The sequence below is a fragment of the Amycolatopsis sp. GA6-003 genome, from assembly GCF_046267895.1.
Lineage (GTDB): Bacteria > Actinomycetota > Actinomycetes > Mycobacteriales > Pseudonocardiaceae > Amycolatopsis.
This window is the reverse complement of the sequence record NZ_CP176499.1, coordinates 8,134,337-8,161,056: the sequence shown is the minus strand read 5'-3', so window position 1 is coordinate 8,161,056 and position 26,720 is coordinate 8,134,337. Positions and strand designations below refer to the sequence as shown.

Here is a 26,720-nt window from a genome sequence, read left to right as displayed (position 1 = left end):
CGGCTGCTGCTCAGCGGCGCAGCGGGACGAGGTCGTCGGCGTGCACGACCTCCCGGCGGTGCTCCACCGGGACCTCGTGGCTCGACCGGCCGATCAACGCGGGCAGCTCCCCCGCGTCGAACCCGACCACCCCGCGCGCCACCGGCACGTCCGCGGAATCCACCAGGTCCACGACGTCCCCGGCCTCGAACTCCCCCTCCAGCCCGGTGATCCCCGCCGCCAGCAGCGAACGGCGGCGCAGGATCGCCCGCACCGCGCCGTCGTCGAGGCGGAGGCGGCCGGACGTGTCGGCGGCGTAGCCGAGCCAGAAACGGCGGGCGGACAGCCGGGTGTCGGCGGGCGCGAACGCGGTGCCGACGTTCGCGTCGCGCAACGCCTCCCCCGCGTCGGCGGCAGCAGCCAGCAGGACCGGGATTCCGGCGCCGGCCGCGGTGCGCGCCGCGGACAGTTTCGAGACCATGCCGCCGGTGCCGAGCCCCGAGGACGACATCCCGACCGCGATGCCCTCCACATCGGACTCGCCGCGCACCTCGGTGATCTTGCGGGTCGCGCCGTCGCGCGGATCGCCGTCGTACAGACCGTCCACATCGGACAGCAGGACCAGCGCGTCGGCTCCGACGAGGTGCGCCACCAAAGCGGCGAGGCGGTCGTTGTCGCCGAAGCGGATCTCTTGCGTGGCAACGGTGTCGTTCTCGTTCACCACCGGCACCGCGCCGAGCGCGAGCAGCCGGGAGAACGTGCGCTGCGCGTTGCGGTAGTGCGAGCGGCGGACGACATCGTCGGAGGTGAGCAGGACTTGGCCGACGGTCAGGGAGTAGCGGCCGAACGATTCCGCGTACGCGTGCGCCAGCGCGAGCTGTCCGACGCTCGCCGCCGCCTGCTGCGTGGCGAGGTCACGCGGCCGCTTGCCCAGCTTCAACGGCGCGAGCCCGGCGCCGATCGCACCCGAGGACACGAGGACGATCTGCGCGTCGCGGGCCACGCGGTCCGCGATGGCGTCAACGAGCGCGTCCAGGCGAGCCACGTCGAGTCCGCTGCCCGCGGTGGTCAGCGCCGAGGACCCGACCTTGACGACCAGCCGGCGCGCTTCCGCGATCTCGTGCCGCGTGCCGCTCACCGGTCGCGCTCCGCCTGCTCCTCGTCGTCCCACACGTCGTCCAGCTCAGCGTCGACGGACGGGGCGGTCTCCTCTTCGACCAGGTCCTCGTCCTCGCCGGTGCCGTCGCGGCGGATCCGGCGGGCTTCCTTGCGCTCGGACGCGCTGACGCGGTCGTTGCGCTCCAGCCGGACGTCCGTGCCGCGGCCGGAAAGGTGCACCGCGACGCCCGGCGTGGAAGGCTGCCATTCGAACTGGATGTCGCCGATGGTGACCGGGCTGCCCGGGCGGGCGCCGTGCTTCGCCAGCGCTTCCTCGACGCCGAGCCGGTTGAGCCGGTCCGCGAGGTAGCCGACGGCCTCGTCGTTGGCGAAGTTCGTCTGCCGGATCCACCGCTCCGGGCGCGGGCCGCGGACGATGAACCCGCCTTCTTCCTCCGGATCGCGTTCGACGGTGAACCCGCTGTCGTCGATCGCGTGCGGGCGCAGCACGATCTTCTCCGGCTCCAGCACCGGCTGCGCCTCGCGGTAGGCCTCGACGACCTCCGCCAGCGCGAAGCTCAGCTCCTTCAGGCCCTTGCGCGACGCGGTGGAGACCTCGAACACGCGCAGGCCGCGCGCCTCCAGGTCGGGGCGCACGAACTCGGCCAGCTCGGCCGCTTCCGGGATGTCGATCTTGTTCAGCACCACCACGCGCGGGCGTTCCTCGAGCTTGCCGCCCAGCCCCGGCGTGTAGCGGGCCAGCTCCTCCTCGAGCGCGTCCACATCGGACAGCGGATCGCGGCCCGGCTCCAGCGTCGCGCAGTCGACCACGTGCACCAGCACGGCGCAGCGTTCGATGTGGCGCAGGAAGTCCAGGCCGAGGCCGCGGCCCTCGGACGCGCCCGGGATCAGGCCCGGCACGTCGGCCATGGTGAACACCGACGACCCGGCGGTGATCACGCCGAGGTTCGGCACGAGCGTGGTGAACGGGTAGTCGGCGATCTTCGGCTTCGCCGCGGACAGCACGGAAATCAGCGACGATTTGCCCGCGGACGGGAAGCCGAGCAGGCCTACGTCGGCGACCGAACGCAGCTCCAGCACGAGGTTGCGGCTCTCGCCGGGCTCGCCGAGCAGCGCGAATCCGGGAGCCTTGCGGGCCTTCGACGCGAGCGCGGCGTTGCCGAGCCCGCCGCGGCCGCCCTGCGCGGCGACGAACCGGGTGCCGGGGGTGGTGAGGTCCGCGACGAGTTCGCCGTCCTCGGTGAACACGACGGTGCCCGGCGGAACCTTCATCTCCAGTCCCTCGCCGGCGGCGCCGTTGCGGTTGCTGCCCATGCCCATTTTGCCGTTGCCGGCGCGGGCGTGCGGGCGGAAGTGGAAGTCGAGGAGGGTGTGCACGTTGGCGTCGACGACGAGCGTCACGTCACCGCCGTTGCCGCCGTTGCCTCCGTCCGGGCCGCCGAGCGGCTTGAATTTCTCGCGGTGCACCGAGGCACAGCCGTTTCCCCCGTCCCCGGCGGTCAGATGGATGACCGCGCGGTCCACGAACCGGGACGCCATGGTTCTGCCTCACTTCACGTGCGAAAAAAGTATCCGGACAAAAACGAACGAGGGGTGGCACCGGAGTATTCCGGCCCCACCCCTCGTTCGGAGGTTCTGCTGCGCTGAAGCCGAAATCAGGCTTCGACTGGCACGATGTTGACCGTCTTGCGGCCGCGCTTCGAGCCGAACTCGACCGCACCGGCGGCGAGCGCGAACAGCGTGTCGTCGCCGCCGCGGCCGACGTTGACGCCGGGGTGGAACTTGGTGCCCCGCTGGCGGATCAGGATCTCGCCCGCGTTCACCTCCTGGCCGCCGAAGCGCTTGACGCCCAGTCGCTGGGCGTTCGAATCACGACCGTTGCGGGAGCTGGACGCACCCTTCTTGTGAGCCATCGCTCAAGCCCCTTCTGGGAAAGTTTCGGTTTTCGAAGATCCGGAGAACTACTTGGAGATGCCGGTGACCTCGACGCGGGTCAGCTTCTGCCGGTGACCCTGGCGCTTGTGGTAGCCGGTCTTGTTCTTGAACTTGTGGATCCGGATCTTCGGACCCTTGGTCTGCTCGACGACCTTGCCGGTGACCGAGACCTTCGCCAACGCGTCGGCGTCCGTGGTGACCTCGCCACCGTCCACGAACAGCACGGCGGGGAAGGTGTGCTCGGTGCCCGGCTCGCCCTCGAGCTTCTCGACCTCGACGACGTCGCCAACGGCAACCTTGTACTGCTTGCCGCCGGTCTTGACGATCGCGTACGCCGACACGGATGTCTCCTGCATTACTCGACAATGGGTTAGGGGGCTGGCGCGGCCGGCCCGCCCGGGGGCGGTCCAGGTGCTCGCGCAGCGGCTCATGCTTGCGATGAGCCGTACTACAGGTTACGGGAGGCCCCGGGCGCCGCTGCACCCGGGGTACCCGTGGTGGATCAACTCTGGTCCGAAGCCTTCACCGGCGGCCCTGCCGGACGCGAAGCGGCGCGGCGCGGACGGCGCCGGGTGCTGCGCACGGCCGGGGCCGGGACGTCGACCTCGGGTTCTTCTTCGGAGGCCGCCTCGGCGGTCTCCTCCTGGGCTTCCGCCACCGGCGCGGCCTGGCCGGCCGCGGGCTCCGGCCGCGTCGGCTCCGGCTGCTGGACGGGGGCCGGGGCCTCCGTCTTGTCCTCGGCCTTTTCCGGCGCGGCGGCCTGCTGAACCGCTTCCGGCTCCTTCGCCTCGGCGGCTTCCGGAACGTGGTGCTCGTGCTTGGCCTTGGACGCGTTGGCCATCGCCTGCACCGCCGACACGACCGACTCGCGCTGTTCCGGGGTCGGGGCCGGGGCGGCCGGCTCCGGCTTGGGCTCGTGGTGCTGCTCCTCGCCCTTGCCGCGGCCGCGGGACCGCCGCGAGCTCTTGGTGTCGCCGCCGTGGCTGTGGCCGTTGTGCCCGTTGGCGCCGTTGTGGCCGTTCCCGTTGCCTCCGCCGCCGGTGCGCTGCGGTTCGGTGGACACGACGACGCCGCGGCCCTTGCAGTGCTCGCACGGCGTGGAGAACGCCTCGAGCAGCCCGGTGCCGATCTTCTTGCGCGTCATCTGCACCAGGCCGAGCGACGTGACCTCGGCCACCTGGTGGCGCGTGCGGTCGCGGCCGAGGCATTCGGTGAGCCTGCGCAGCACCAGTTCCCGGTTGGACTCGAGCACCATGTCGATGAAGTCGATCACGATGATGCCGCCGATGTCCCGCAGCCGCAGCTGGCGGACGATCTCCTCCGCCGACTCCAGGTTGTTGCGGGTCACCGTCTCCTCGAGGTTGCCGCCCGAGCCGGTGAACTTGCCGGTGTTGACGTCGATGACGGTCATCGCCTCGGTGCGGTCGATGACCAGGTAGCCGCCCGAGGGCAGCCAGACCTTGCGGTCGAGCGCCTTGGTGATCTGCTCGTCGATCCGGTGGTCGGCGAACGCGTCGCCGGTGCCGGTGTAGCGCTTGAGCCGGTCGGTCAGGTCGGGCGCGACGTGCTGCACGTAGCCGTGGATGGTCTCCCACGCGGTCGAGCCCTGGACCTCCAGCTTCGCGAAGTCCTCGGTGAACAGGTCGCGCACGACCTTCACCAGCAGGTCCGGCTCCTCGTACAGCATGGTCGGGGCGCCGCCCTTCTTGGCGGACCCGGCCGAGGCCTTCTCCTTGATGACGTCCCACTGCGCCTTGAGCCGCTGGACGTCCCGGTCGAGCTCCTCCTCGCTGATGCCCTCCGAGGCGGTGCGGATGATGACGCCCGCGTCCTCCGGGACGATCCGCTTGAGGATGTCCTTGAGCCGGCGGCGCTCGTTCTCCGGCAGCTTGCGGGAGATGCCGGTGGCCCCGCCGGCGGGGACGTAGACGAGGAAGCGGCCGGGCAGCGAGATCTGCGTGGTCAGCCGGGCGCCCTTGTGCCCGACCGGGTCCTTGGTGACCTGCACCAGCACACTGTCGCCGGTGGACAGCGCCTGCTCGATCTTGCGCGCCTTGCCCTCCAGGCCGGCGGCGTCCCAGTCGACCTCGCCCGCGTAGAGCACGGCGTTGCGGCCGCGGCCGATGTCGATGAACGCGGCCTCCATGCTGGGCAGCACGTTCTGGACGCGGCCGAGGTAGACGTTGCCGACGATCGAGCCGGTGCCCGACGACGTCACGAAGTGCTCGACCAGCACGCCGTCCTCGAGCACGGCGATCTGCGTGGAATCGCCCTTCTCGGCGACGACCATGGTGCGGTCGACCGACTCGCGGCGGGCCAGGAACTCGGCCTCGGACAGGATCGGGGCGCGGCGGCGGCCCGCCTCGCGGCCGTCGCGGCGGCGCTGGCGCTTGGCCTCCAGCCGGGTGGACCCGCGGACGCTGCGCACCTCGTCGCGCGCCGGGCGCTCGGGCTCGGCGGCCTTGGCCTGGCGGACGTGCGTGACCGTGTTCGGCGGGTCGTCGCCGCCGGTCGTCTCGGCCGCGTCGTCGTCCCCGCCCTTGCGGCGGCGGCGACGGCGGCGGCGCTTGCTGCCGCTCTCGGACTCGGCGTCGTCCTCGGACTCCGCCTCGGCTTCGCCCGCCTCGTCCGGCTTCTCGGTCTTGTCCTTGCTGTCTTTCGACTGCGGGACCTGCTGGTCTTCGGAGGTTTCGTCCTCGTTCTCGGACTGGGCCTCGTCGCCGCCCTTGCCCCGGCCACGTCCGCGACGGCCGCGGCGGCGCCGGCGGCGGCTGCCCGCGTCGTCGCCGTCCTCGTCGGAACGCTCGTCGCGGGTCTCCTCCGAGGTCTCTTCCTCGGCGGCGTCGGCGGCGCGCTCGGACCGGCCCGGACGCTCGGCCTGTGCGGGAGCCTCGCCGACGCCGAACAGCGGTTCGGGCTTGCTCCGCACCGGCTGCGCGGGCTCCGGCGGCAGGAAGACCGGCGACGGCGCGGCGAAGACCGGCACGTGCACCGGGCCGCGGGCCGGGGTGGCCTGCTCGGTTTCCTGCTGTTCGGCCGGGATCGCGGGCGCGACGGCCCGGCGGGTGCGACGGGTGCGGGTGCGCTTCTCGCCGGGCTCCGGAGCGGCTTCCGGCTCGGCGGTCGCGGCGGAGAACGGGCGGGCCGGGGCGGTCGCCTGCGACGCGGCACCGGTTCCCTCGGCGGCGGTGTCCGGACCGGCGGCGACTGCCTGCGCGGCAGCGTCCTGCTCGGCGGCGGTTTCCGGCGCGGTGCCGGTTGCCTGCGCGGCAGCTTCCGAAGTGCTGGACTCGGGCGAAGCGGCGCCCTCCGCGGCGGAGGTTTCCTGAGCGGCGGTCTCCGGCGCGGTGCCAGCTGCCTGCGCGGCAGCGGCTTCCGAAGTGCTCGACTCGGGCGAAGCGGCGCCCTCCGCGGCGGCGGTTTCCTGAGCGGCTTCCGCCGGACCGGCGCCCGGCGCGGCGGCGTCCGGGGCCGCGGTCTCCTGGGCAGCGGCAGCCGGGGCGGCCTCGCTGTCCGGGGTTCCGGCGGCTTCGGTCCCGGCGGGCGCGTCCTGCTCGGCGGATCCGGCGGCCTCCGCGTCGAGGATGACCGCGACGCGGTGCGCGACCTCCTTGGTCACGCTCGACTGGGCGCTGCGGGGGCTTTCCCCCAGCTCGGCGAGCTTGCCGAGCAGGTCGCGGCTGCTCAGGCCGAGCAGCTTCGCCAGCGCGTGCACGCGGATGCGCGGCGGCAGCTCGCCCAGCCTGCTGCTCGTGGGTGCGACGGTATTCCCGCCGGTCTGATCGGCGGGTGTGTCCGCGTTCGACATGTGTCTCCTCCGCCCCCGGGCGCGTCAGCCGGTTCGCACCGGTGGTGACGCGGCCGCGCAGGGGCCCTTTCTGTTCCGTGCCCGCCGTGGTGGTGACCAGCGGCGGGAATCCTGCTGGCAGCCGTGCGGTCCGCCGGGTCGGCGGCCGCTCGGTTCCTGGTCTGCTCGGCGGGGTGCCGGCCTGCTCGCGACCCCCGGGCCACCCGCCACGACATCGACCTTGGCCCGGCCTCCCGGGGGCGACGCGCGTGGTGCCGGTCCGGCACTCCTCCGGGCCGCTCACGACGCGGGCGGGATGCCCGTCGGCGCAGCGGCCAACGCGAGTATCCCACACCCGGGGGGACACCCGGTGTAGTCGGTGTCCCGCGGCAGGCGCCCGGGCGTGCCGCGCTCATGCGCCCGGGCGAACTTCCGCGGTCGGCTTGTCGCGCCGGGCCCGGGGTGGTTAGCGTGCGGGCTCGGGCGCTCGCGCGGGCGCCCGGTTCAGCCCCGCGCGCGGTGGGAGGTCCGGTGTCTCTGCTGGCGCGGCCGCTGCGGGCGGCCGTGTGCTCGCTGCTGGTCCTCGCCGGATGCGCGGCGGTCTCCCCCTCCGCCGCCGGCGCGAGTCCGGGATGCGCCCCCGGCGGCCGGGAGGTGCGCTACGTCGTCGCGTTCGACCGCGGCACCCCGGAATCTTCCGCCCGCCAGCAGACGAGCGCGGGCTGCGGGCAGCTCGTGGGCTACTACCCGCAGATTTCCGTGGCGGTCGTCACGTCAGCCGATCGGGCGTTCGCGGACCGGCTCGGCCCGGAGCGGGCCTTCAGCGCGCAGGCCACCCGCACCGCCGCCGAACAGCCGGGCGCGGCCGCCCAGCCCGCGCGCGCCTCGCTCCCGCTCAGCGACCCGGCGCGGGTGCCGGCCGCGGACCTGTCCTCGCAGCAGTGGGACATGAACCTGATCAACGCTCCGGCCGCGCACCAGGTGACCGGCGGCAGCCGCTCGGTGGTCGTCGGCGTCTTGGACTCCGGCGTCGACCCGAAGCACCCCGACCTCGCCGCGGCGATCGATCCGGACGATTCGGCGGGCTGTCTCACCGGCGTCCCGGACCCGGGCCCGGCCGCCTGGCAGCCGACGACCTCGGCGCACGGCACGCACGTCGCGGGCATCATCGCCGCGGCCGACGACGGCAAGGGCGTCACCGGCGTCGCGCCGGGCGTGCGGATCGCTTCGGTGAAGGTGATCGACGACCGCGGCTACGCCGATCCGGAGGCGGCGGTCTGCGGGATCATGTGGTCGGCGGCGCGGCATCTGCCGGTCGCCAACAGCAGCTGGTTCGTGAATCCGTGGTCCCTGTCCTGCGTGCGCGGCAACGACCGCGGGGTGGTGCACGAGGTGCTGGCGCGGGCGGTGGAGTACGCGACTTCGCAGGGCACGCTGAACGTCGCCGCCGCGACCAACGAGGCGGTCGACCTCACTCCGTCGGCCCGCTCGGGTGCGCCGTCCGCCGCCGGGAAGTGCGAAGCGCTGCCCGCGGGACTGCGCGACGTGGTGACCGCGTCGGCGATCAGCCCGGAGCGCGTGAAGTCGGGCTACAGCTCCTACGGGCTCGGTGTGGTCGATGTCACCGCCCCGGGAGGCGACGACGACCGGTGCGTGGTTTCGACCGTGCCGGGCGGATACGCCCCGATGTGCGGGACGTCGATGGCCGCGCCGCATGCCGCCGGGGTGCTGGCGTTGCTGAAGTCGGTGCATCCCGCGTGGACGGCCGCCGAACTGCGCCGGGCGCTCGACTCCCGCGCGACGCCGATGCCGTGCCCGGACAACTACGACCTGACCGGAGACGGCGCCCAGGACGCCTACTGCTCCGGCTACGACGGATACAACGGCTTCTACGGACACGGCCTCGTCGACGCCCGCACCGCGGTGGCCTCCGCACAGACCGGACTGCCCAGCCCCGCCCGCTGACCAGACCCGGCCCGGCCCGGCCCCGTTCAGGTAAGCAGGAGCTTCGCGATCCTCCTTGTCGCACCCCAGATCCCGATCGCGGCCAGCACCCACAGGCCCGACCGGCGGCGACACCCAGGACGCCTGCTCCGGCTTCTACGGACACGGCCTCGTCGACGCCCGCACCGCAGTGGCCTCCGCACAGACCGGACTGCCCAGCCCGGCCCGCTGACCAGACCCGGCCCGGCCCGGCCGCGTTCAGGTAAGCAGCAGCTTCGCGATCCTCCTTGTCGCGCCCCAGATCCCGATCGCCGCCAGCACCAGCAGGTACGCCAGGTTGCCCAGCATGCTCCACGAGAAGATGCCGGTCGCGAGCCCGCGCATCAGTTCGATCCCGTGGTAGAGCGGGAAGCAGCGGACCAGCCACTGCAGCGCTTCCGGGTAGACCGTGATCGGGAAGAACGTGGTGGAGAACAGGAACATCGGCATCAGGACGAGCTGGATGTAGTCGAACTGCGACGTCGACTTCAGGAAGCTCACCAGCGCGATGCTGATGGCCGCGAACGCGAACGACACGAGCAGCGCGGCGGGCAGGAGCAGCAGCGCCCACCACGACGTGAGCAGTCCCATCACGCCGGTGACCGCCAGGAACGCCACCGAGTAGAGACCGCCGCGCATCATCGCCCACGCGATCTCGCCGAGTGCGACGTCGAGCGGGCCGATGGGGGTGGCCAGCATCGCGTCGTAGGTCTTGGCGTAGCGCAGTTTGAAGAACAGGTTGTACGTGCACTCGAAGACCGCGCCGTTCATCGCCGACGACGCCAGCAGCGCGGGCGCGACGAACGCGACGTAGCTCATCGGCTGCCCGTCCGGACCCGGCACGGTGGTGACCAGCTTGCCGAAGCCGACCTGGAACGCGAGCAGGTAGAACAACGGCTCGAGCGCGCCGGACGCCAGGATCGTCCACGACCGCCCGTAGACGGTGAGCGCGCGTTCGATCAGCGCGGTGGCGCGCCCGCTGTACATGCCCGCGGGCAGGACGCGGAGCAGAATTCCCCGCCGCTGCGGGAGAATCGGAGCGGTTCGCAGGTCGGTCATCACGCCACCAGCCGTCGGTAGAAGCCGCGGTGCGCGATCGTCCAGCCGATCGCGACCAGCGCGGCCAGATACGCGAGGTGCCCGAGCACCGGGAGCAGTTCGCGCCCGCCGAGCGTGGCGGCGCGGGACAGCTCGGTGCCGTGCCACAGCGGGGAAATCCAGGCGAGCCAGCGCAGGTACAGCGGCAGCTGGGCGATCGGGAAGAACGTGCCGGAGAACAGGGTCATCGGGATGACGACGAAGCGGAAGAGCAGCCCGAACCGCTGTCCCTCGTCGAAGGTCCACGCGGCGAGCGCGGCCATCAGCGACCCGCAGGCGAGCCCGGTGAGGACGCCGACGAGGATCACCAGCAGCGCTCCGGCGTTGGCCCAGGCGCCGAACAGCAACGCGATGAGCGCGTAGACCGCGCCGGACAGGGCGAGCCGCAGTGCGGTCCAGATCTGGTGGCCGCCGAGGACCTGGCCCGGCGACACCGGCGTCGCGGTGACCGCCAGATAGTCCTTCTGCCATTTGAATCCGCTGAGCACCGGATAACTCGACTCGCTGACGCCCTGCTGCGCCGCACCGGCCACGAGCAGCGCCGGGGCGACGTACATCAGGTACGACACGCCTCCGGTCGCCGGACCGGCTTGGACCTGCGAGCCGAAGCCGAGCCCCATCGCGGCGAGGAACAGCACCGGTTGCAGGCCGGTGGAGTAGAGCGTGCTGAGCCAGTGCCTGCGGTACCAGGTCCAGTGGCCCTCGACGCGCAGCCAGGCGCCATGGAACCGGCCGACCACGCGGCCGGTGGCGGGAACGGTCATCAGTCCACCAACGTCCGGCCGGTGAGGCGGAGGAAGACGTCTTCCAGGGAGCTGCGGCGGACCAGGCTCGACAGCGGGCGCAGACCGCGTTCGTGCGCGCGCTCGAGGGTGGCCTCGCCGGTCATCGTGTAGAGCAGCACCCGGTCCGGGAGGACTTCGACGCGTTCGGCCAGCCCGTCGAGCCGGTCGGCCGCGCCCTGCTGCTCCCCCGGCGCGAACCGCAGTTCGACGACTTCCCGGGTGGAATGCCGCGCGATCAGCTCGGCGGGCGAGCCCTCGGCGGCGATCCGGCCGCCGTCCATGACGACCAACCGGTCGCAGAGCTGTTCTGCTTCGTCCATGTAATGGGTCGTGACGATCAGCGTGGTGCCGCGCGCCTTGAGCCGGAAAAGCCTGTCCCACAACAGATGCCGCGCCTGCGGGTCGAGCCCCGTGGTCGGTTCGTCGAGCAGCAGCAGTTCCGGGTCGTTGACCAGGGACCGGGCAATGGTGAGCCGCCGCTTCATGCCGCCGGACAGGGAGTCGACCGGTTTCTCGGCCCGGTCGGACAGCTGCGCGAACTCCATCAGCTCGACCGCTTTCTTCCGCACGTGCGCGCGGGACAGGCCGAAATAGCGGCCGTAGACGTGCAGGTTCTGCCGGACGGTCAGCTCCACGTCGAGGTTGTCCTCCTGCGGCACCACGCCCAGCCGCGCGCGGATCCGCGGCCCGTCGACGTCCGGGTCCATGCCGAGGACGCGCAGATCGCCGTCGCTGCGCGGGGACACGCACGCGATCATCCGCATCGTCGACGACTTCCCGGCGCCGTTGGGCCCGAGGAAGCCGAACGCCTCCCCCGGCCGCACCTCGACGTCGACGCCGCGTACTGCCTCGAATTCTCCGAACCTTTTGACCAGCGCCTTCGCTTGCACGAGCGCGGGTTCCGCTGCCGACTCTCCCACGAGGAACGACAGTAGAGGGAGGGACCGACAATTCTCGACCGGTTTGCTCAACCGCCGGACGGATCGAGCGCACCGATCGCCCGCCACAACGTCATCCGGCACCGGTCCAGCTCCTCGCGCCCCACCGCCTCGGCCATCCGGGATTCCAGCGCGCGAACGGCTTCCGCCGCCGCGTCCGCCAGATCCCGGCCCGCCGCGGTGAAATCGACGAGTTTCGCCCGGGCGTCGGCGGGGTCGTCACGGCGAGCGAGATAGCCCCACGCGACGAGTTCGTCGATCACCGGCCCGGTCGTCTGCTTGGTCGTCCCGAGAAGCCGGGCGACGGCGACCGCTCGCGCCGGCCCGTCCTCCAGCGACGCGAACACCCGCAGATGGACCGCGCGGATCCGGGCGTCCCGTCGCTGCACTTCGGCGAGCACCCCGGCGGTCACCGCCTGGGCGAGCCGCCGGGCCAGCGCGCCGAGCCGCGACGAGCCGGTCAGCGCGACGAGGGCGGGCGGCTCCGGAGGGCTGCTTCTTGACACACCCGTCAGGCTACCTTACTTTTTTGGTCAGGTTACCTGACCGTTTGGAGGCTCGGCCGTGCTGCTCTCCCCCGCGGTTTCGCAGGCCCGTTCCCGGCTGCTCGGCTCGATCCTCGCCCTGTCGGCGGCGACCCACGTGAGCCAGCTGACCGTCTACGGAACCGGTTCGGACACTGTCGGATCAGCGGCCTTCGGGGTCCTTTACGCGGCGATCGCGGCGGGAGTGTTCCGGCGAGCGCGACCGGCCTTCCTCGCGGCCGCGATCCTCCCGGCGATCGGCGGACTGCTGGGGCTCTACCGGCTGGTCGCTGTCCATCCCAACCCGTTCAGCGTGTTCCACCCGATCCTCGACGTCGTGATCGTTCCGCTCGCGATCAGCCTTTGGCGCGGCACCACGGGGAAATAGCGGGGCGGCCCGAAGACCGCCCCGCTCACGACAGCTCAGCGCACCGTCACCGGGACCGAGCGGGTCGCCCCGTTCACCGTCACCGAGATCTCCGCCGTCCCCGGGCGCAGGCCCCGCACCGTCCCGGTGGCCGGGTCGAGCGAAACCACGTCCCACGGCGCGGGCGGCCAGCTGCCGACGTGCACCCCGCGACCGCCCCACGCGGCGCTCACCGGGTACGCCACCGGAACCGACCGGCCCTCCTGTGTCACCGCAGCGGTCACCTTTCCGGTCCCGCCCCGCGAAAGAGTGCCGGGGCCGGTCACCGTCAGCGCGTCGACGTTCGGGCGCGTCTCGAAGCGCACCGGCTGGTTGCGGTCCGCCGGGTCGACCTGCACCAGGGTCCAGCCGACGAAACCGCCGTCTCCGGGGGCCGCGGCAGGGGTCTTGCCCGAGTTGCCGTTCACCAGGTACGGCACGCCGTCCGTACGCGACAGGCCGAACACCCCCGCGTGCGAAGCCAGCGAAGCAGCCGGTTTGCCGGACTTCTCCTCGAAACCGGTCAGCCACGTCTGCAGCAACGCCGCCTCTTTCCGGTCGCCCAGCTGCGAATTGCCGGTCGGGCTCGGGTCCTTTACCGGGTGGTGCATCGCGACGACCACGCCGCGCACCGAACGGTCCTGCGCTGCGTTGTCGAGCGCCTCGCGCATCATGCGCACCTGGTCGAAGCCACCCGCGCGCAGCGAACCTCGCGAGGAATCCATCAGGATCAGCCGTACGCCGTGCACGTCGACCACGCGGTGCGTTTCCCCGAAGGCAGCCTGGAAGTTCTTCAGACCGTCGCCGCCCTCGGCCTCGTGGTTGCCGGGGACGTAGTACCAGGGGACGCGGCCGTCCAGTTCCTCCGTGATGATCTTGCGGGCCAGGACGAAGTCCGGCGCGGTGCCGCGGTCGACGAAGTCGCCGTTGAGCAGCACGAGATCCGGTTTCGCCGCGACGGCCTCGCGCAGTGCCCGGCGGGCTTGGGCGACCAGGGGGCCGTCCGGGGCGTCGGCGGTGAACTGGGCGTCGCTGACGACCGCGATCTTCAGGCCGCCCTTGCCGAGCGTGCCGTTGGCGACCAGAGCCGGGTCCGGAACGGCCGGATCGTGCGGCACCGCGGTGGTCGGCGCGACCTCGAAGGTGAGATCGTTGAAGACCAGCTTGCCCTCGTATTGCTTGCCTGCCACGGTTTCCACGGCATAGAACCGGGTGAGCCGCTGGCCGTCCGGCAATCCGGCGGGCACCCCGGCGGTCACGTACCGCCAGCCGGTCCAGTCGACGCTGCGCGAAAGGTCCACAATGGACGCGGTGTTGGCTCCGTCGCGGAGTTCGGCGCGGATCCAGGCGCCCTTGCCGTCGCCGTTGATCCACATGCCGATCTTCTGCGTGCCGGCTGGCACCGGGATCGGGCTGGCCGCGTTGACATACGCGGCGCGGGTTGCGGTGGTGCCGGTGAGCCGGTAGTCGAGCGCCAGGCCCTTGCCGCCGTTGCGGCCGTCCGCCGACGACAGCGCGGCGCCCACGACCGCCGGGTACACGGTGGCGGACCAACCCTCCGGGCCGGCCAGCGGAGCCGCGACGCGCGCTTCAGTGCCCACCGAAGCCGCCAGGTGCATTGTCTTCCCGCCCGCGTGCACGGTGACCGCGGTAGCCCCGGAGGCGGTCTTCGCGGTGACAGCGAATCCCTTGCCGGACGGTTCGATCTTCACCACGGCGGGGTCGTATTCCAGCTTCACGTCCGACGGTTCGATCCAGGTGCCGTAACCGTCCGCGTCGTAGCCGTAGACCTGGAACTCGCCGCGCGCTTCCGCACCGGACAGCGCGACCTGCTTGGTGCTCGCGCCGAGACGGACCGGCTTGCCCAGCACGGTCAGCTTCGTGTGGCCGTTCACGAACTTCTGGTGCGCGGTGACGGTCACGTCGACCCGCGCGTCCGGGTGGAGGAAGTCGGGTTGCGCGGTGAACACGTTCTTCGTGACGGTGCCGCGGAACGGGTTCGACGTAGTCCAGAACGGCCGCGACGCCACTGCGGCACCCGTCTCGTCGTGGCCGTTCGGCACGAGCACGCGGCTCAGGCCGGACAACACGCGGGTCGAGTTGTCGCCCTCCTGCGCGGGGGCGGGCGCGAAGCCGGTCAGCCGTCCGCTGCCGGGCACGGTCGCGACGCCGATGCCGTTGGGCACCAAGCGTTCCTCGCCGTCCGAAGGCGAGTTGCGCACCGCCGGCGCGGCTTCTCCTTCGCCACGCGCGAGCAGCGTCGAGGAGCCGCCGCCGTCGAGGTTGATCGCGTCGTCGGCACCGAGCCGTTTCAGCTGCCGGGCCATTTCCAGCTCGGTCATCCCGCGGCTGTCGGCCTGGCGGCCGTCGACCGTGACGAGCCACATCCGCTTGCCGTCAGCGGAAAACCCGACGCCGGTACGTGGGGCGAGCGTGACGTCGTCAAGTTGCTGGAGCTGCCCGTCCTTCAGCAGCGTCTTGTTCCCGCCGACCGCGACCGCGATCTTGCCCGCGTCGGTCCGCGGCGCGTACGAAACGCCCACGCGGTCACCGACGTGCAGCGCCGACAACGCATCCGCGCCAGCTTCCCGGCCGAGCAGCAGCGTGCTGCCCGCCGGAATCGGGCCGTCGGCGGGCTTCGGCCGCACCTGCGTCACGACGCCGTCGCGGACCTCAACCTCGGCAACCCGCTGTGCACCGGCAACCGATGTCGCGCGCGCCGAAGCACCCCAGAGCGGCGTGTAGACGCCAAGCGCGTCCTTCGCGAGCACCGGGCTGTTGAAGTTCGTAGCCGGAACCGCGCGGCCGTCCGGCAGCGTGACCGACGCTTCGAGGAAGATGTCGGCGAGCTTCGCGCGACCCTCGGCGGTGATCGCGGCAGTGGTGTTGTGCCCGGAAGCAGGCGCGTTGCGCAGCTCGCTGTTGTCGATGCCGACGCCGAGCGGCGCGCCGGAGGCGTTGATGTCGAAGAAATCGCCGTTGACGCCCGCGACCGCACCGGCGCGAGCGACCTGCTGGGACAGCGGGGTGCGCGCGGAAACGGTGCCCGGGCTGAGGTAGGTCGGCTTCAGGACCTTGCTGGTCAGGTCGACGCTCAGCGCGTCGCCGCGGATCCAGCCCTTCGGGTCGAAGCGGTCGAACTGGGTGAGGTTCAGACCAGGCGCCACCGCGTTGGTGGCGCTGCTGGTCTCGAGGCCGTCGTCGGCGGCGGGCGCCGCGGCGACGGCCGGGGCCTCCCGGGCCGAGGAGAAGGCGGAGGCGCTCTCGACCGGCGGCGGGCCGAGCGGAGCGGAGAGCGGGTCGGCCTGCGCCGGTGTGGCCAGCGGCAGCACCAGCAAGGCGCCGAGCAGGACGGATCTTGATCTTTTCACCAGGTACCCCACAGTCGCGAAAATGGCTCAGCTCAGCCAAATCCATCGGCGCGACCGCGGGAAGTCCCCGCGGTGAACGGGACCTGAATGGGCGCAGGATTATCCCCTCAAGGGGTCATGCGCGCGGCGAGGAACTCCTTCGCGACGGCCTCGTCGCCAGCGATCTGCGGCTGGCTGTCGGTGCGATTCCACAGCAGCACCAGCAAATCCTGCGCGGGTGCGGTGACGGTGGCCACCGCTTCGCCCTCGCCCAGCTCGGGCGGTTCGCCGGGCACGACGGTCCACGAGTGCGCGGTGTCGGCGGTGCGCAAGGTGATCGGCGCGGCCAGCGGAACCTCGTGCTTCCAGCGCGCGACGCGCGGCAGCATCGTGCCGAGTACCTCGTCGACGCCGTCGGCCGCGATCAGCGGATCGAGCCGCGGAGTTACGCCGCGCGCACCGAACAGATCGACCAGATGGACGGCAGTTTCGTGCACCTGACGGCGGAACCAGAAGGCTTTCGTCTTCTCCGCGGCGCCGAAAACCCAGCACTCGTCGGCGGGATCGGCCGCGTCGAGCGCGTCCAGCAGTTCGGCGGCGCTCTCGGCGTACCAGGGCGCGAGGTCGTCGCCCGGCGAGACGTCGAATTCCTGCTTGCTCAGCTCGCCGGTGCGGACGATCCCGGCGGCCCACCGGTGCACGTTGCCCAGGTGCGTGACGAGGTCGCGCTTGGTCCAGCCGCCGCAGTGCGGGACCGGCTTGTCGAGGTCGCCCGGCGCTTCCTCGGCGAAGGCAGAGGTGAGCGAGCGCAGATAGGGCAGGTAGTCGCGCGGCGGCAGCGGAAGAGCAGTCACCGGTGGAGGTTAACCGATCTGCTGGGTTTCGAGCACCGGCAATAATCGCAGCGCCCCGGCGAGCCCGGAGCGGCGGCGCCGCCGGGGTCTGAGAAAACGCGAACGCCGGGCCGGAACCGAAGTCCCAGCCCGGCGTCGCGGGGGTTCAGCGCCGGATCACAGGTCCGGGAACCACAGCTTCAGCTCGCGCTCGGCCGACTCCGGCGAGTCCGAGCCGTGCACCAGGTTGTACTGGGTCTCCAGCGCGAAGTCGCCGCGCAGGGTGCCCGGGGTGGCCTTCTCGACCGGGTCGGTGCCGCCGGCGAGCTGGCGGAACGCGGCGATCGCGCGCGGGCCCTCGACGGCGATCGCGACGAGCGGGCCGGACGTGATGAACTCCAGCAGGTCGCCGAAGAACGGGCGCTCCTTGTGCTCCGCGTAGTGCTCCTCGGCGACGGAGCGCTCGACGGTGCGCAGTTCCAGCGCGGCCAGCTTCAGGCCCTTGCGCTCGATGCGCGAGACGACCTCGCCGACGAGGCCGCGCGCGACGCCATCGGGCTTGACGAGGACCAGCGTGCGTTCAGTCACGACGGTATTTCTCCTTGTGCGGATTCGTGTTATTCGGCGGTGAGCCTATCCGACGCCCTTTCCGGGCCGGTCAGCGCCGCTGCGGCCGCAGCGTCTTCGACCACAGCGAGGCCCCGGTCGCGTCGCGCAGGTCGACCGTCAGCTCGCCGCTCGCACCGTCCACATTCACCTCGCCGAAATGCTGGAATCCTTGCAGCGGCGAGGAATTCTGCGTCTGCGGGGCGTGCACGAACACCGCTTCCGGACCGAACGTCGGGTCGAGTTTGTTCGGGCCGAAGGCGCCGGCGTTGAGCGGTCCGGAGACGAATTCCCAGAACGGGTCGAAGTCCTGGAACGCGGCGCGCTCGGGCGAATAATGGTGCGCGGCGGTGTAGTGCACGTCGGCGGTCAGCCACACGACATTGCGCACGCGGTGCCGCGAGATCTGGCTCAGCACCCAGGCCAGTTCGGTCTCGCGGCCGCCGGGCGCGCCGGGCAGGCCGTTGGCGACCGCCTCGATGTCCTTGCCGTCCGGGACGACGAGGCCGATCGGCATGTCCGCCTGGACGATCTTCCAGGTCGCGGTGCTGCGCCGGAGCGCGTCGGCCAGCCAGCGGGCCTGCGCCTCGCCGAGGATGTGGCCCGGCTTGGCCCGGTCGGAGGTGTTGGCGTCGCGGTAGGTGCGCATGTCGAGCACGAACACCTCGACCCGGCTGCCGTAGCGGAAGTTCCGGTAGACCCGGCCGTCGACGGCCTGGCGGCGGTCGATCGGATGCCATTCGTGAAACGCCTGGAACGCGCGCCGGGCGAGGACGTCGGCCCGCTTTTCGGTGTATTCGGGGCGGTCGTTGAGGATTTCGCCGGGGTACCAGTTGTTGACTACTTCGTGATCGTCCCACTGGACATAAGCGGGCACCTCCGCGGCGAACCGGCGGAAATTGGCGTCGAGGCGGTTGTACGCGTGCTGGCCGCGGTATTCGTCGAGGGTTTCGGCGACCTTCGACTTCTCCGGCGTCACGATGTTGCGCCAGGTGCCCGCGCCGCCGGGCAGCGTGACGGTTTCGGTGAGCGGGCCGTCGGCGTACACCGTGTCGCCGCTGTGCAGGAAGAGGTCCGGGCGGCGGTCGGCCATCGCGGAGAAGATCGTCATGCCGCCGAGCGCCGGGTTGATGCCGCAGTTCTGGCCGACGACGTCGCCGCTCCACAGGATGCGGGTGTTCGCGCGGCCGGCCGGCGCGGTGGCGAACCGGCCGGCGACCGGTTCGCTCGCGCCGCGGCCGTCGAGGTCCACGGCGGTGACGCGGTAGTGGTACTCGGTGCCCGGGGCCAGCCCGGCGACGCGGACCTTGCCGGTGCCGCCGGTGGCGGGCGTGACGAACGGGCCGGGCACCCGGCGAGCGTGCCGGAACGACGGGTCGCGCGCGACCTCGACCATCAGCCGCGCCGGGCGGTCGGCCCGCGACCACACGATGCCGGAGCCGGTGGTCACGTCCCCGGACGCGACGCCGTGGGCGAGCACCGGACGGTCGCGGCGGATCAGCGGCGCGGCCGAGGCGGCGCCGGGCAGCAGCAGGCCGCCCGCCGCGGCGAGCGCGGGGACGGCGATCCCGGCTTTGAGCACGGAGCGCCGGGAAGGGGTCGTTTCGGTCATGGCGGCCGTTCTATCCGGCGACCGCGGCCAAGCGGCCAACTCGGGTTGGCCGCCGGGTGAACGGCTCACCCGGCAGGAGGAAGCTCACAGCCGGTCGTCACGCTCGGTGTGCTTCCCGCACCATCTCGTGCTCGCAGGGGCCTTCCTGGGCAGGACGCGCCACGAACCCGTGCCGCTCGTACAGCGCCAGCGCGTGCTCGTTGCCGCCCGCGACGCGCAAGGCCAGCTCGGCTGCCCCGCGTCCTTCGCTCCAGCGCACGACGGCCCGGACGAGCGCGTCCCCGACTCCCCTGCCGCGCGCCGACGGGGCCACCCACATCGACAGCAGCTCGGCTCGGTCGCCGCGTTCGGAAAGATGCGCGCTGACCATCCCGGCCGGCACGCCGTCGAGGTCGGCCAGGACGTTGAGCGCCACGTCGCGCAGCCGGGCCCGCCAGCGCGGTTCGGCGTCGTTTTCGCCTTGCCAGTCCGCGAGTTTCGAGCTGAACGCCTCCGGGTCCTCGCGCAGCGCCGCCAGCCGGAGGTCGCGCCACTCCGCCCAGTTCTCCGCGCTCAGCTCGCGCACCACGATCACACTTGCACCGTCGCCGTGGCGGCCCGGCCGTTACAGCGGAATAGGGTGAAACCATGCGCATCGACCGGCTCGACCACCTCGTCCTGACCGTCGCCGACCTGGCCGCGACGGTCGATTTCTACACCCGCGTCCTCGGCATGACCGAGGTGACGTTCGGAGCCGGCCGCACGGCGTTGGCGTTCGGCGCGAGCAAGATCAACCTGCACGAGGCCGGGCACGAGTTCGAGCCCAAGGCGGAGCGGCCGACGCCGGGCAGCGCGGACCTGTGCCTGATCACGGCCGATTCGCTGGAGCAGGTCGTGGCGGACCTGGCCGCGCACGGGGTGCCGGTCGAGGAGGGCCCGGTCGACCGCACCGGCGCGACCGGGCCGATCCGCAGCGTGTACTTCCGCGACCCGGACCGGAACCTGATCGAGGTCAGCGTCTACCGCTGAGCCTGCGGCTGCTGGCTCGGCAGGGTCCCGGCGGCCATCCGGCGCGCGACGTCGCGGCGCAGCCACAGGAACCACAGGAACGCGGCCAGGAAGATGATCCCGATGATCGCGATCGCCGGCTGCGTGACGCCGACCGCGATGATCGCCAGCTGCAGCAGCAGGATCACCGGCACTGCCCAGACGTGCTTGAGCATCCCGCACAGCGCGATCAGCACCACGGCCAGCGCGATGACCGTCCAGCCGGTGAAGCTGGTGATGCCGCCGCCGAGTTTCGCGACGACCGGCAGCGCGAGCGCGACGGTGATCGCCTCCATGATCAGCGTGCCCGCCATGACCCCGCGGAAGCCCTTCATCGGGTCCTTCGCGGGCGGTTTGACCGGGGTTTCCTCGCTCATGCCGGTTCCTTCCCGAACAGCGTGCGCGCGTCGCCCGCGGTGACCACCGAGCCGGTCACCAGCACGCCGCCGCCCGCGAGCGGTTCCTCCGGGTCGTCGTTCTGCTCCACGAGGCCGATCGCGGTCTCGATCGCGGTCTCCAGATCTCCTTCGGCGAGCACGCGGTCCTCGCCGAAGATCGACACGGCCAGCTCCGCCAGGTCCTCGACCGGCAGCGACCGCGGCGACGAACTGCGCGTGACCACGACGTCGGACACCACCGGCTCCAGCGCGTCCAGGATGCCGCGCGCGTCCTTGTCGGACAGCACGCCGACGACCGCGACGAGCCGGCGGAAGTTGAACTCGTCGGCGATCGTCGCGGCGAGCGCCCGCGCGCCCATGGGGTTGTGCGCGGCGTCGACCAGCACCGCCGGGGCGGCGCGCACGCGTTCGAGCCGGCCCGGGTTCTCGACCTCGGCGAACGCCTCGCGCACCGCCTCGACCACGAGCTGTTTGTCTTTGCCCGCCCCGAAAAACGCCTCGACCGCGGCCAGCGCGAGCGCCGCGTTCGCCGCCTGGTGCGCGCCGTGCAGCGGGAGGAAGATGTCGTCGTAGACGCCGCCGAGGCCCTGCAGTTTCAGCAGCTGCCCGCCGACCGCGATCTCGCGTTCGAGCACGCCGAACTCGCTGCCCGCGCGCGCCACCGCGGCGTCGACCTCGACCGCGCGCTTCAGCAGGACCTTCAGCACCTCGGGGTCCTGTTCGCCGATCACCGCGACCGATCCGGGCTTGATGATCCCGGCTTTCTCCGCGGCCGCGTCGACCGCCGTCGGGCCGAGGTATTCGGTGTGGTCCAGTCCGATCGGCGTGATGACCGCGACCTGGGCGTCGGCCACGTTCGTCGCGTCCCACGCGCCGCCCATGCCGGCTTCGAGCACCGCGGCCTCGACCGGGGCGTCGGCGAACGCCGCGAACGCCATCCCGGTGAGCACCTCGAACTTGCTCATCGGCACGCCGTCCTCGCTCGCGCCGTCCACCATCGCCACGTACGGCGCGATGTCGGAGTACAGCTCGGCGTAGCGGGCGGCGGAGACCGGGCGGCCGTCGAGCGCGATCCGCTCGGTGACGAGCTGCAGGTGCGGGCTCGTGTAGCGGCCCGAGCGCAGGCCCATGCGGGTCAGCAGCGAATCGACCATCCGCGCGACCGAGCCCTTGCCGTTCGTGCCCGCGACGTGCACCACCGGGTAGCCGCGGTTCGGTTCGCCGAGCAGCGTCACCAGCGCCTGGATCCGGGCCAGCGACGGTTCGAGCTTCGTCTCCGGCCAGCGCTGGTTCAGCTCGGCCTCGGCGGCCATCAGGTCGCGGCGGGCCTCCGGGCCGTTCTCGTCGCCGAACTCGGCGGGCGCGCCCTCGTCGTCCAGCTCGTGCAGCTCGGCGCCCTCCTCGGGACGCAGGTCCGGGACCGGGCCGAGCGCCAGGTTGTCGCCGAGCTGGCCGATGCCGCCGATCCCGCCGCGCGACCCGCCGCCGACGGTGTAGGCCGCGTCCGGCGCGTCGAGGTCCGGCTCCAGCTCGCCGCCGTCGTCGTCCTCGCCGTGCGCCAGCGCGCCCAGTTCGTCGACGCCCGCGAAACTGTCCGGATCGGCGAGATCCGGCCGCCGGGTCTCCTCGGGATCCTCACCGCGCGGCACTCGTGCACTCCTCGAAGTCGTTGTCCCGGCGCGGTCGCGCGACCGGGAAGACCAGGCGAAAGGTTCGGCCCGGCACACCGTCGAGCGTACCCGGGGCCGCCTCGCGCCCGGCGGCCCCGGGGCCTCGGCGCGATCAGGCCCGCGGCGATCCGTGGCAAGGTCGGGCGCATGCCCTTCGACCACAACCACCACTACCACCCGGCCCTGCTCCGGCTCCTGCCGCCGGGCCCCGGCCGAGCCCTGGACGTGGGCTGCGGCGACGGCCGGTTCGCCCGCAAGCTGGCCGCCGCCGGGATGACCGTCGAAGGCATCGACACGTCGGCCGAAATGCTCGCCCGGGCCACCGCCGCCGGTTCCCCCGGACCAGGCACGGTGGAATACCGCCGCGCGGACGCAACCAGCGCATCCCTGGAACCCGAGTCCTACGCCTACATCTCCTGCCTGGCCTCCCTGCACCACGTCCCGTTCGAAACCGTCACCAGGCTGCGCGCCGCCCTGGCCCCCGGCGGCGTCCTCGCCGTTCTCGGCTGCGCCCGCCCCAGCCGCCCCGGCGACTACGCCCGCGAACTCGTCGCCGCCCCCGCGAACGCCCTGGCGAGGCTCGTCGTCTTCGCCGGAGACCTCCTCAACGGCGGCCCGGACCCGGTCGCCAAGGCCCCGGTCCAGATGACGTTCCCGCCGCTGAACGACGTCCGCCGCGACGCCGCACGCCTGCTCCCCGGCAGCACAGTCCGCCCGCTGCTGTTCTGGCGGTACCTGCTGGCCTGGCGGAAGCCCGCGAATCACCCCGCAGCAGGGTGAAAACCGGCCCCGACCACCCGATCGGCGGAGAGCGGAAGCGCCCGCGGCGCCGAAAGCTAAAGCGGGTTCGTACCGCTAGGGAGGACGGGTTTCGCATGCGCATCATCCGAATAGTGCTGGCGGCGATCGCCGCGATCGCACTGCTTCTGTCGACGACGGCGGCCGCGAGCGCCGCGCCCCGGCACTACCGCCACTACGTCGCACTGGGCGACTCGTACACGTCGGGCCCGCTCATCCCGCTGCCGAGGCTGGATCCGTTCGGCTGCTTCCGCTCGACGTCCAACTACCCGTCGCTGCTCGCGGACTCCCTGGACGTGGACCGCTTCACCGACGTCAGCTGCGGCGGCGCGAACACGTCGCACATGACCGCCCCGCAAAACGTCCCGCTGGGCCAGAACCCCCCGCAGTTCACCGCACTGCGCCCCGAAACCGACCTGGTCACCGTCGGCATCGGCGGCAACGACTCGGGCCTGTTCGGCAAACTGGTGGACACCTGCCCGACCCTCCGGGACTCGGACCCGACCGGAAACCCGTGCCAACGGCACTTCACGGTAGACGGCGTAGACACGATCAAGGCACTGCTGCCGAAAACGCAAGCAGCCATCCAGCAAGTACTGGCCGGAATCCACGCCCGCTCGCCACACGCGAAGGTGCTGGCCATCGGCTACCCCCGCATCGCCCCCGCGGAAGGCTACTGCCCGAACGTCCTGCCCTTCGCGAACGGCGACTACGCCTGGCTCTCCAGCGTGGAAGAAGGCCTGAACGCAGCAGTAAGCAATGCAGTAGCAGCGGACGGCAAATCGTCCTATGTGGACACCTACACCCCGTCCCTCGGCCACGACGCCTGCAAACCCCAAGGCGTAGCCTGGATCAACGGCAAAGACCTGAACCTGCTGGCCGCAGCCCCCTACCACCCGTTCTACGCAGGAATGGCAGGCGAAGCACACGTAATCCGCCAACAACTCCGCTAAAAAACGTGAGGGACCCTGAGGGAATCAATTTCCCTCAGGGTCCCTCACGTCCCTAAAAACAGGCACCGATGCACCCAAACAGCGAGGCACCCAGCCCCTCCCCCGCACCCCGATACGAAGCCTCCCTGCGGTTCGGGGGTGCTTGTCAAGGCATCTTTCCCGCCTTGACAAGCACCCCCGAACCGTCAGCACAATCAAGCTTCGGGGTGCCCCACGCAACCACTCAAGGCGCAATGTCGCCCGCAAGGGCGACGAGCCGCCGGAGACCTCAAGAAGCAGGCAAAGCAGCCAACCGAGCCTCAATCCGCTCAATATCCGCCACCGCAGTCTCCCGCCGCACCTTGATCTTCTCGATCACCTGCTCAGGCGCCTTGGCGATAAACGCGTCATTCCCCAGCTTCCCCTCAGTCTGCGCCAATTCCTTCCGCGCAGCCCCGAGATCCTTCTCCAGCCGCTTCCGCTCCGCAGCGACGTCAATAGTGCCGGAAGTATCCACCTCGACCGTCACCACACCGCCAGCCAACGCGACCTCCAACGAAGCGCTGGCAGAGAACCCCTCCCCAGGCTCAGTAAGCCGCACCAGCGACCGAATCCCGGCCTCGTGCCCAGCCGGAACCGCCTCCCCGGCCAGCCGGGCCGCCACCTTCTGCCCCGGCTTCAGCCCCTGATCCGCCCGGAACCGCCGGATCTCGGTAATCAGCTTCTGCACGTCAGCGATCCGAGCGTCCGCCACCGGATCCGCATATCCCTCGACCGCCGACGGCCAAGCCGCGACGACCAACGACTCCCCGCCGGTCAAGGCAGTCCACAACTTCTCCGTGACGAACGGAATGAACGGATGCAGCAACCGCAGCACCGTGTCCAGAACCTGCCCAAGCACCTTCCGCGTAGCCTCGACCCGCGCGGAATCCCCTTGGTACAGCTGAACCTTGGCCAGCTCCAGATACCAGTCGCACAGCTCGTTCCACGTGAACTGGTACAACGCGTTGGCGACCTTGGCGAACTGGAAGTCCTCGAACAATCCGTCCACTTCGGACACCAGCGCCGCGAGCCGCCCGAGAATCCAGCGATCCGGCTCGGTCAGCTCGGCGGCCTCCGGCAGCGCCCCCTCGGCGGTCGCCCCGTTCATCATCGCGAACTTGCTGGCGTTCCACAGCTTCGTGCAGAAATTCCGCGACCCGGCGGCCCACTCGTCGGCCAACGCCATGTCCGCCCCCGGGTTGGCCCCGCGAGCCAGCGTGAACCGGGTGGCGTCCGCCCCGTAAGCGTCCATCCACTCCAGCGGATCGATCACGTTCCCGCGCGACTTCGACATCTTCTTGCCGTTGGCGTCGCGAATCAGCCCGTGCAGGTACACGTGATCGAACGGCTGCTTGCCGTCCATCTCCTGCACGCCGAACATCATCATCCGGACAACCCAGAAGAAAAGAATGTCGTAGCCGGTCGACAACACGCTGGTCGGATAGAACTTCGCGAGATCCGCGGTCCCCTCCGGCCACCCCATGGTCGACATCGGCCACAGCCCCGACGAGAACCACGTGTCGAGCACGTCCGGATCCTGCGTCCAGCCGTCCCCGGACGGCGGCTCCTCGTCCGGCCCCACGCACACGACCTCGCCGTCCGGCCCGTACCAGACCGGGATCCGGTGCCCCCACCACAGCTGGCGCGAAATCGTCCAGTCGTGCATGTTGTCGACCCAGTCGAAGTACCGCTTCTCCAGCTCCGCCGGGTGAATCTTCGTGCGCCCGTCGCGCACCGCGTCGCCCGCGGCCTTGGCCAGCTCGGCGACCTTGACCCACCACTGCAGCGACAGCCGCGGCTCCACGACCGTGTCGCAGCGGGAGCAGTGCCCGACCGCGTGCACGTACGGCCGCTTCTCCGCGACGATCCGGCCCTGCTCGCGCAGCGCGGCGACCACCGCGGGGCGCGCCTCGAACCGGTCGAGGCCCTCGAACGGGCCGGGCACGGTGACCTCGGCGCGCTCGTTCATCACGGTCAGCATCGGCAGGTCGTGGCGGCGGCCGATCTCGAAGTCGTTCGGATCGTGCGCCGGGGTCACCTTGACCGCGCCGGTGCCGAACTCCGGGTCGACGTGCCGGTCCGCGACCACCGGGATCTTCCGGCCGGTCAGCGGCAGCTCGATCTCGGTGCCGACCAGGTGCGTGTAGCGCTCGTCGTCCGGGTGCACGGCCACCGCGGTGTCGCCCAGCATCGTCTCGGCGCGAGTGGTGGCCACGACGATCGAGGCGTCGCCGTCGCCGTAGCGGATCGACACGAGTTCGCCGTCGTCGTCGCTGTGGTCGACCTCGATGTCCGACAGCGCCGTCTGGCAGCGCGGGCACCAGTTGATGATGCGCTCGGCGCGGTAGATCAGGCCCGCGTCGTAGAAGTTCTTGAACACCGTCTGGACGGCCTTGGACAGGTTCTCGTCCATGGTGAAGCGCTCGCGCGACCAGTCGACGCCGTCGCCGAGCCGCTTCATCTGGCCGAGGATCTTGCCGCCGTACTCGGCCTTCCACTCCCAGACGCGCTCGACGAACTTCTCACGGCCCAGGTCGTGCCGCGAAAGCCCTTCGCCGGCCAGCTGGCGCTCGACGACGTTCTGCGTCGCGATGCCCGCGTGGTCCATGCCCGGCAGCCACAGCACCTCGTAGCCCTGCATCCGGCGGCGGCGGCTCATCGCGTCCATCAGGGTGTGGTTGAGCGCGTGGCCCATGTGCAGGCTGCCGGTGACGTTCGGCGGCGGCAGTACGATCGAGAACGGCGGCTTGTCCGACGAGGCGTCAGCCGTGAAGTACCCGGCCGCTACCCAGCGGTCGTACATCGGGGCTTCCTCGGCGGCCGGGTCCCAGGCACCCGGAAGGTCGGTTTTCTGCTGCGGAGCGTTCTCGGTCACAATGGACAAGTCTACGAACCCGCC

The 26,720-nt window shown here is 71.4% G+C and carries 22 protein-coding genes; 5 read left to right on the top strand and 17 right to left on the bottom strand.

Annotation, left to right across the window (positions count from 1 at the left end; all coding sequences use genetic code 11):
* Nucleotides 1–10: 10 nt before the first annotated feature.
* From proB to F9C12_RS36775, 5 genes are all read right to left on the bottom strand, one after another.
* On the bottom strand, nt 11–1,117 hold the full coding sequence (gene proB / locus F9C12_RS36795; RefSeq protein ID WP_409186340.1) for a glutamate 5-kinase: 1,107 nt from the start codon (nt 1,115–1,117) through the stop codon (nt 11–13).
* Entirely contained in the window at nt 1,114–2,637 is a 1,524-nt protein-coding gene (gene obgE / locus F9C12_RS36790) for a GTPase ObgE (RefSeq protein WP_409186339.1), read from the bottom strand. The genes proB and obgE overlap by 4 nt, the downstream gene beginning before the upstream one ends.
* A gap of 116 nt (nt 2,638–2,753) precedes the next feature.
* A complete protein-coding gene (gene rpmA / locus F9C12_RS36785) occupies nt 2,754–3,011 on the bottom strand; it encodes a 50S ribosomal protein L27 (protein WP_009081082.1) in 258 nt (85 codons plus the stop codon).
* A gap of 48 nt (nt 3,012–3,059) precedes the next feature.
* The gene (gene rplU / locus F9C12_RS36780; RefSeq protein ID WP_009081084.1) at nt 3,060–3,374 is read right to left on the bottom strand and encodes a 50S ribosomal protein L21; all 315 of its coding nucleotides are present in this window, start codon (nt 3,372–3,374) and stop codon (nt 3,060–3,062) included.
* A 161-nt stretch (nt 3,375–3,535) separates the two neighbouring features.
* The gene (locus F9C12_RS36775; RefSeq protein WP_409463526.1) at nt 3,536–6,841 is read right to left on the bottom strand and encodes a translation initiation factor IF-2 N-terminal domain-containing protein; all 3,306 of its coding nucleotides are present in this window, start codon (nt 6,839–6,841) and stop codon (nt 3,536–3,538) included.
* A gap of 510 nt (nt 6,842–7,351) precedes the next feature.
* Here F9C12_RS36775 and F9C12_RS36770 point away from each other — a divergent pair.
* Nucleotides 7,352–8,785, top strand: a complete 1,434-nt coding sequence (locus tag F9C12_RS36770; protein ID WP_409463525.1) for a S8 family peptidase — start codon at nt 7,352–7,354, stop codon at nt 8,783–8,785.
* A gap of 237 nt (nt 8,786–9,022) precedes the next feature.
* On the opposite strand, the gene F9C12_RS36765 is transcribed toward F9C12_RS36770, so the two are convergent.
* From F9C12_RS36765 to F9C12_RS36750, 4 genes are read right to left on the bottom strand one after another with little or no spacing between them, the layout of a single operon-like run.
* The gene (locus F9C12_RS36765) at nt 9,023–9,862 is read right to left on the bottom strand and encodes an ABC transporter permease (protein ID WP_409186336.1); all 840 of its coding nucleotides are present in this window, start codon (nt 9,860–9,862) and stop codon (nt 9,023–9,025) included.
* Nucleotides 9,862–10,665, bottom strand: a complete 804-nt coding sequence (locus F9C12_RS36760; protein WP_409463524.1) for an ABC transporter permease — start codon at nt 10,663–10,665, stop codon at nt 9,862–9,864. Before F9C12_RS36760 ends, F9C12_RS36765 begins: the two co-directional genes overlap by 1 nt.
* Nucleotides 10,665–11,606: an ABC transporter ATP-binding protein gene (locus F9C12_RS36755; RefSeq protein ID WP_409186334.1), complete on the bottom strand. Its 942-nt coding sequence runs from the start codon at nt 11,604–11,606 to the stop codon at nt 10,665–10,667. The genes F9C12_RS36760 and F9C12_RS36755 overlap by 1 nt, the downstream gene beginning before the upstream one ends.
* Before the next feature lie 47 nt (nt 11,607–11,653).
* Nucleotides 11,654–12,130, bottom strand: a complete 477-nt coding sequence (locus F9C12_RS36750; protein ID WP_409463523.1) for a MarR family winged helix-turn-helix transcriptional regulator — start codon at nt 12,128–12,130, stop codon at nt 11,654–11,656.
* Nucleotides 12,131–12,188: 58 nt separating this feature from the next.
* Here F9C12_RS36750 and F9C12_RS36745 point away from each other — a divergent pair, with 58 nt between their 5' ends.
* The gene (locus F9C12_RS36745) at nt 12,189–12,536 is read left to right on the top strand and encodes a hypothetical protein (protein WP_409463522.1); all 348 of its coding nucleotides are present in this window, start codon (nt 12,189–12,191) and stop codon (nt 12,534–12,536) included.
* Nucleotides 12,537–12,571: 35 nt separating this feature from the next.
* Here F9C12_RS36745 and F9C12_RS36740 read toward each other — a convergent pair whose 3' ends face one another.
* The 5 genes from F9C12_RS36740 to F9C12_RS36720 form a co-directional block, all read right to left on the bottom strand.
* On the bottom strand, nt 12,572–15,937 hold the full coding sequence (locus tag F9C12_RS36740) for a phosphodiester glycosidase family protein (RefSeq protein ID WP_409463521.1): 3,366 nt from the start codon (nt 15,935–15,937) through the stop codon (nt 12,572–12,574).
* Between the two features lie 95 nt (nt 15,938–16,032).
* Entirely contained in the window at nt 16,033–16,758 is a 726-nt protein-coding gene (locus F9C12_RS36735) for a maleylpyruvate isomerase family mycothiol-dependent enzyme (protein ID WP_409463520.1), read from the bottom strand.
* A 156-nt stretch (nt 16,759–16,914) separates the two neighbouring features.
* Complete coding sequence (ndk, locus tag F9C12_RS36730) at nt 16,915–17,325, bottom strand: nucleoside-diphosphate kinase (RefSeq protein ID WP_009081097.1); 411 nt, start codon at nt 17,323–17,325, stop codon at nt 16,915–16,917.
* Nucleotides 17,326–17,395: 70 nt separating this feature from the next.
* Complete coding sequence (locus F9C12_RS36725) at nt 17,396–18,955, bottom strand: alkaline phosphatase D family protein (RefSeq protein ID WP_409463519.1); 1,560 nt, start codon at nt 18,953–18,955, stop codon at nt 17,396–17,398.
* Nucleotides 18,956–19,052: 97 nt separating this feature from the next.
* Nucleotides 19,053–19,529, bottom strand: a complete 477-nt coding sequence (locus F9C12_RS36720) for a GNAT family N-acetyltransferase (RefSeq protein ID WP_409186329.1) — start codon at nt 19,527–19,529, stop codon at nt 19,053–19,055.
* 53 nt (nt 19,530–19,582) lie between these two features.
* Between F9C12_RS36720 and F9C12_RS36715 the strand changes: the two genes are divergently transcribed.
* A complete protein-coding gene (locus F9C12_RS36715; RefSeq protein ID WP_409186328.1) occupies nt 19,583–19,963 on the top strand; it encodes a VOC family protein in 381 nt (126 codons plus the stop codon).
* On the opposite strand, the gene F9C12_RS36710 is transcribed toward F9C12_RS36715, so the two are convergent.
* Nucleotides 19,954–20,358: a DUF4233 domain-containing protein gene (locus F9C12_RS36710; protein ID WP_409463518.1), complete on the bottom strand. Its 405-nt coding sequence runs from the start codon at nt 20,356–20,358 to the stop codon at nt 19,954–19,956. The two genes, F9C12_RS36715 and F9C12_RS36710, sit on opposite strands and share 10 nt — an antisense overlap.
* The gene (gene folC, locus F9C12_RS36705; RefSeq protein WP_409186326.1) at nt 20,355–22,028 is read right to left on the bottom strand and encodes a bifunctional tetrahydrofolate synthase/dihydrofolate synthase; all 1,674 of its coding nucleotides are present in this window, start codon (nt 22,026–22,028) and stop codon (nt 20,355–20,357) included. Before folC ends, F9C12_RS36710 begins: the two co-directional genes overlap by 4 nt.
* A gap of 168 nt (nt 22,029–22,196) precedes the next feature.
* Here folC and F9C12_RS36700 point away from each other — a divergent pair, with 168 nt between their 5' ends.
* Nucleotides 22,197–22,829 (top strand): class I SAM-dependent methyltransferase, encoded by a 633-nt coding sequence (locus tag F9C12_RS36700; RefSeq protein ID WP_409463517.1) that lies wholly within the window; start codon nt 22,197–22,199, stop codon nt 22,827–22,829.
* A 95-nt stretch (nt 22,830–22,924) separates the two neighbouring features.
* Nucleotides 22,925–23,800, top strand: coding sequence for an SGNH/GDSL hydrolase family protein (locus F9C12_RS36695; protein WP_409463516.1), 876 nt, complete (start codon nt 22,925–22,927; stop codon nt 23,798–23,800).
* Between the two features lie 268 nt (nt 23,801–24,068).
* On the opposite strand, the gene F9C12_RS36690 is transcribed toward F9C12_RS36695, so the two are convergent.
* Entirely contained in the window at nt 24,069–26,696 is a 2,628-nt protein-coding gene (locus F9C12_RS36690) for a valine--tRNA ligase (RefSeq protein WP_409463515.1), read from the bottom strand.
* Between the last annotated feature and the right edge of the window lie 24 nt (nt 26,697–26,720).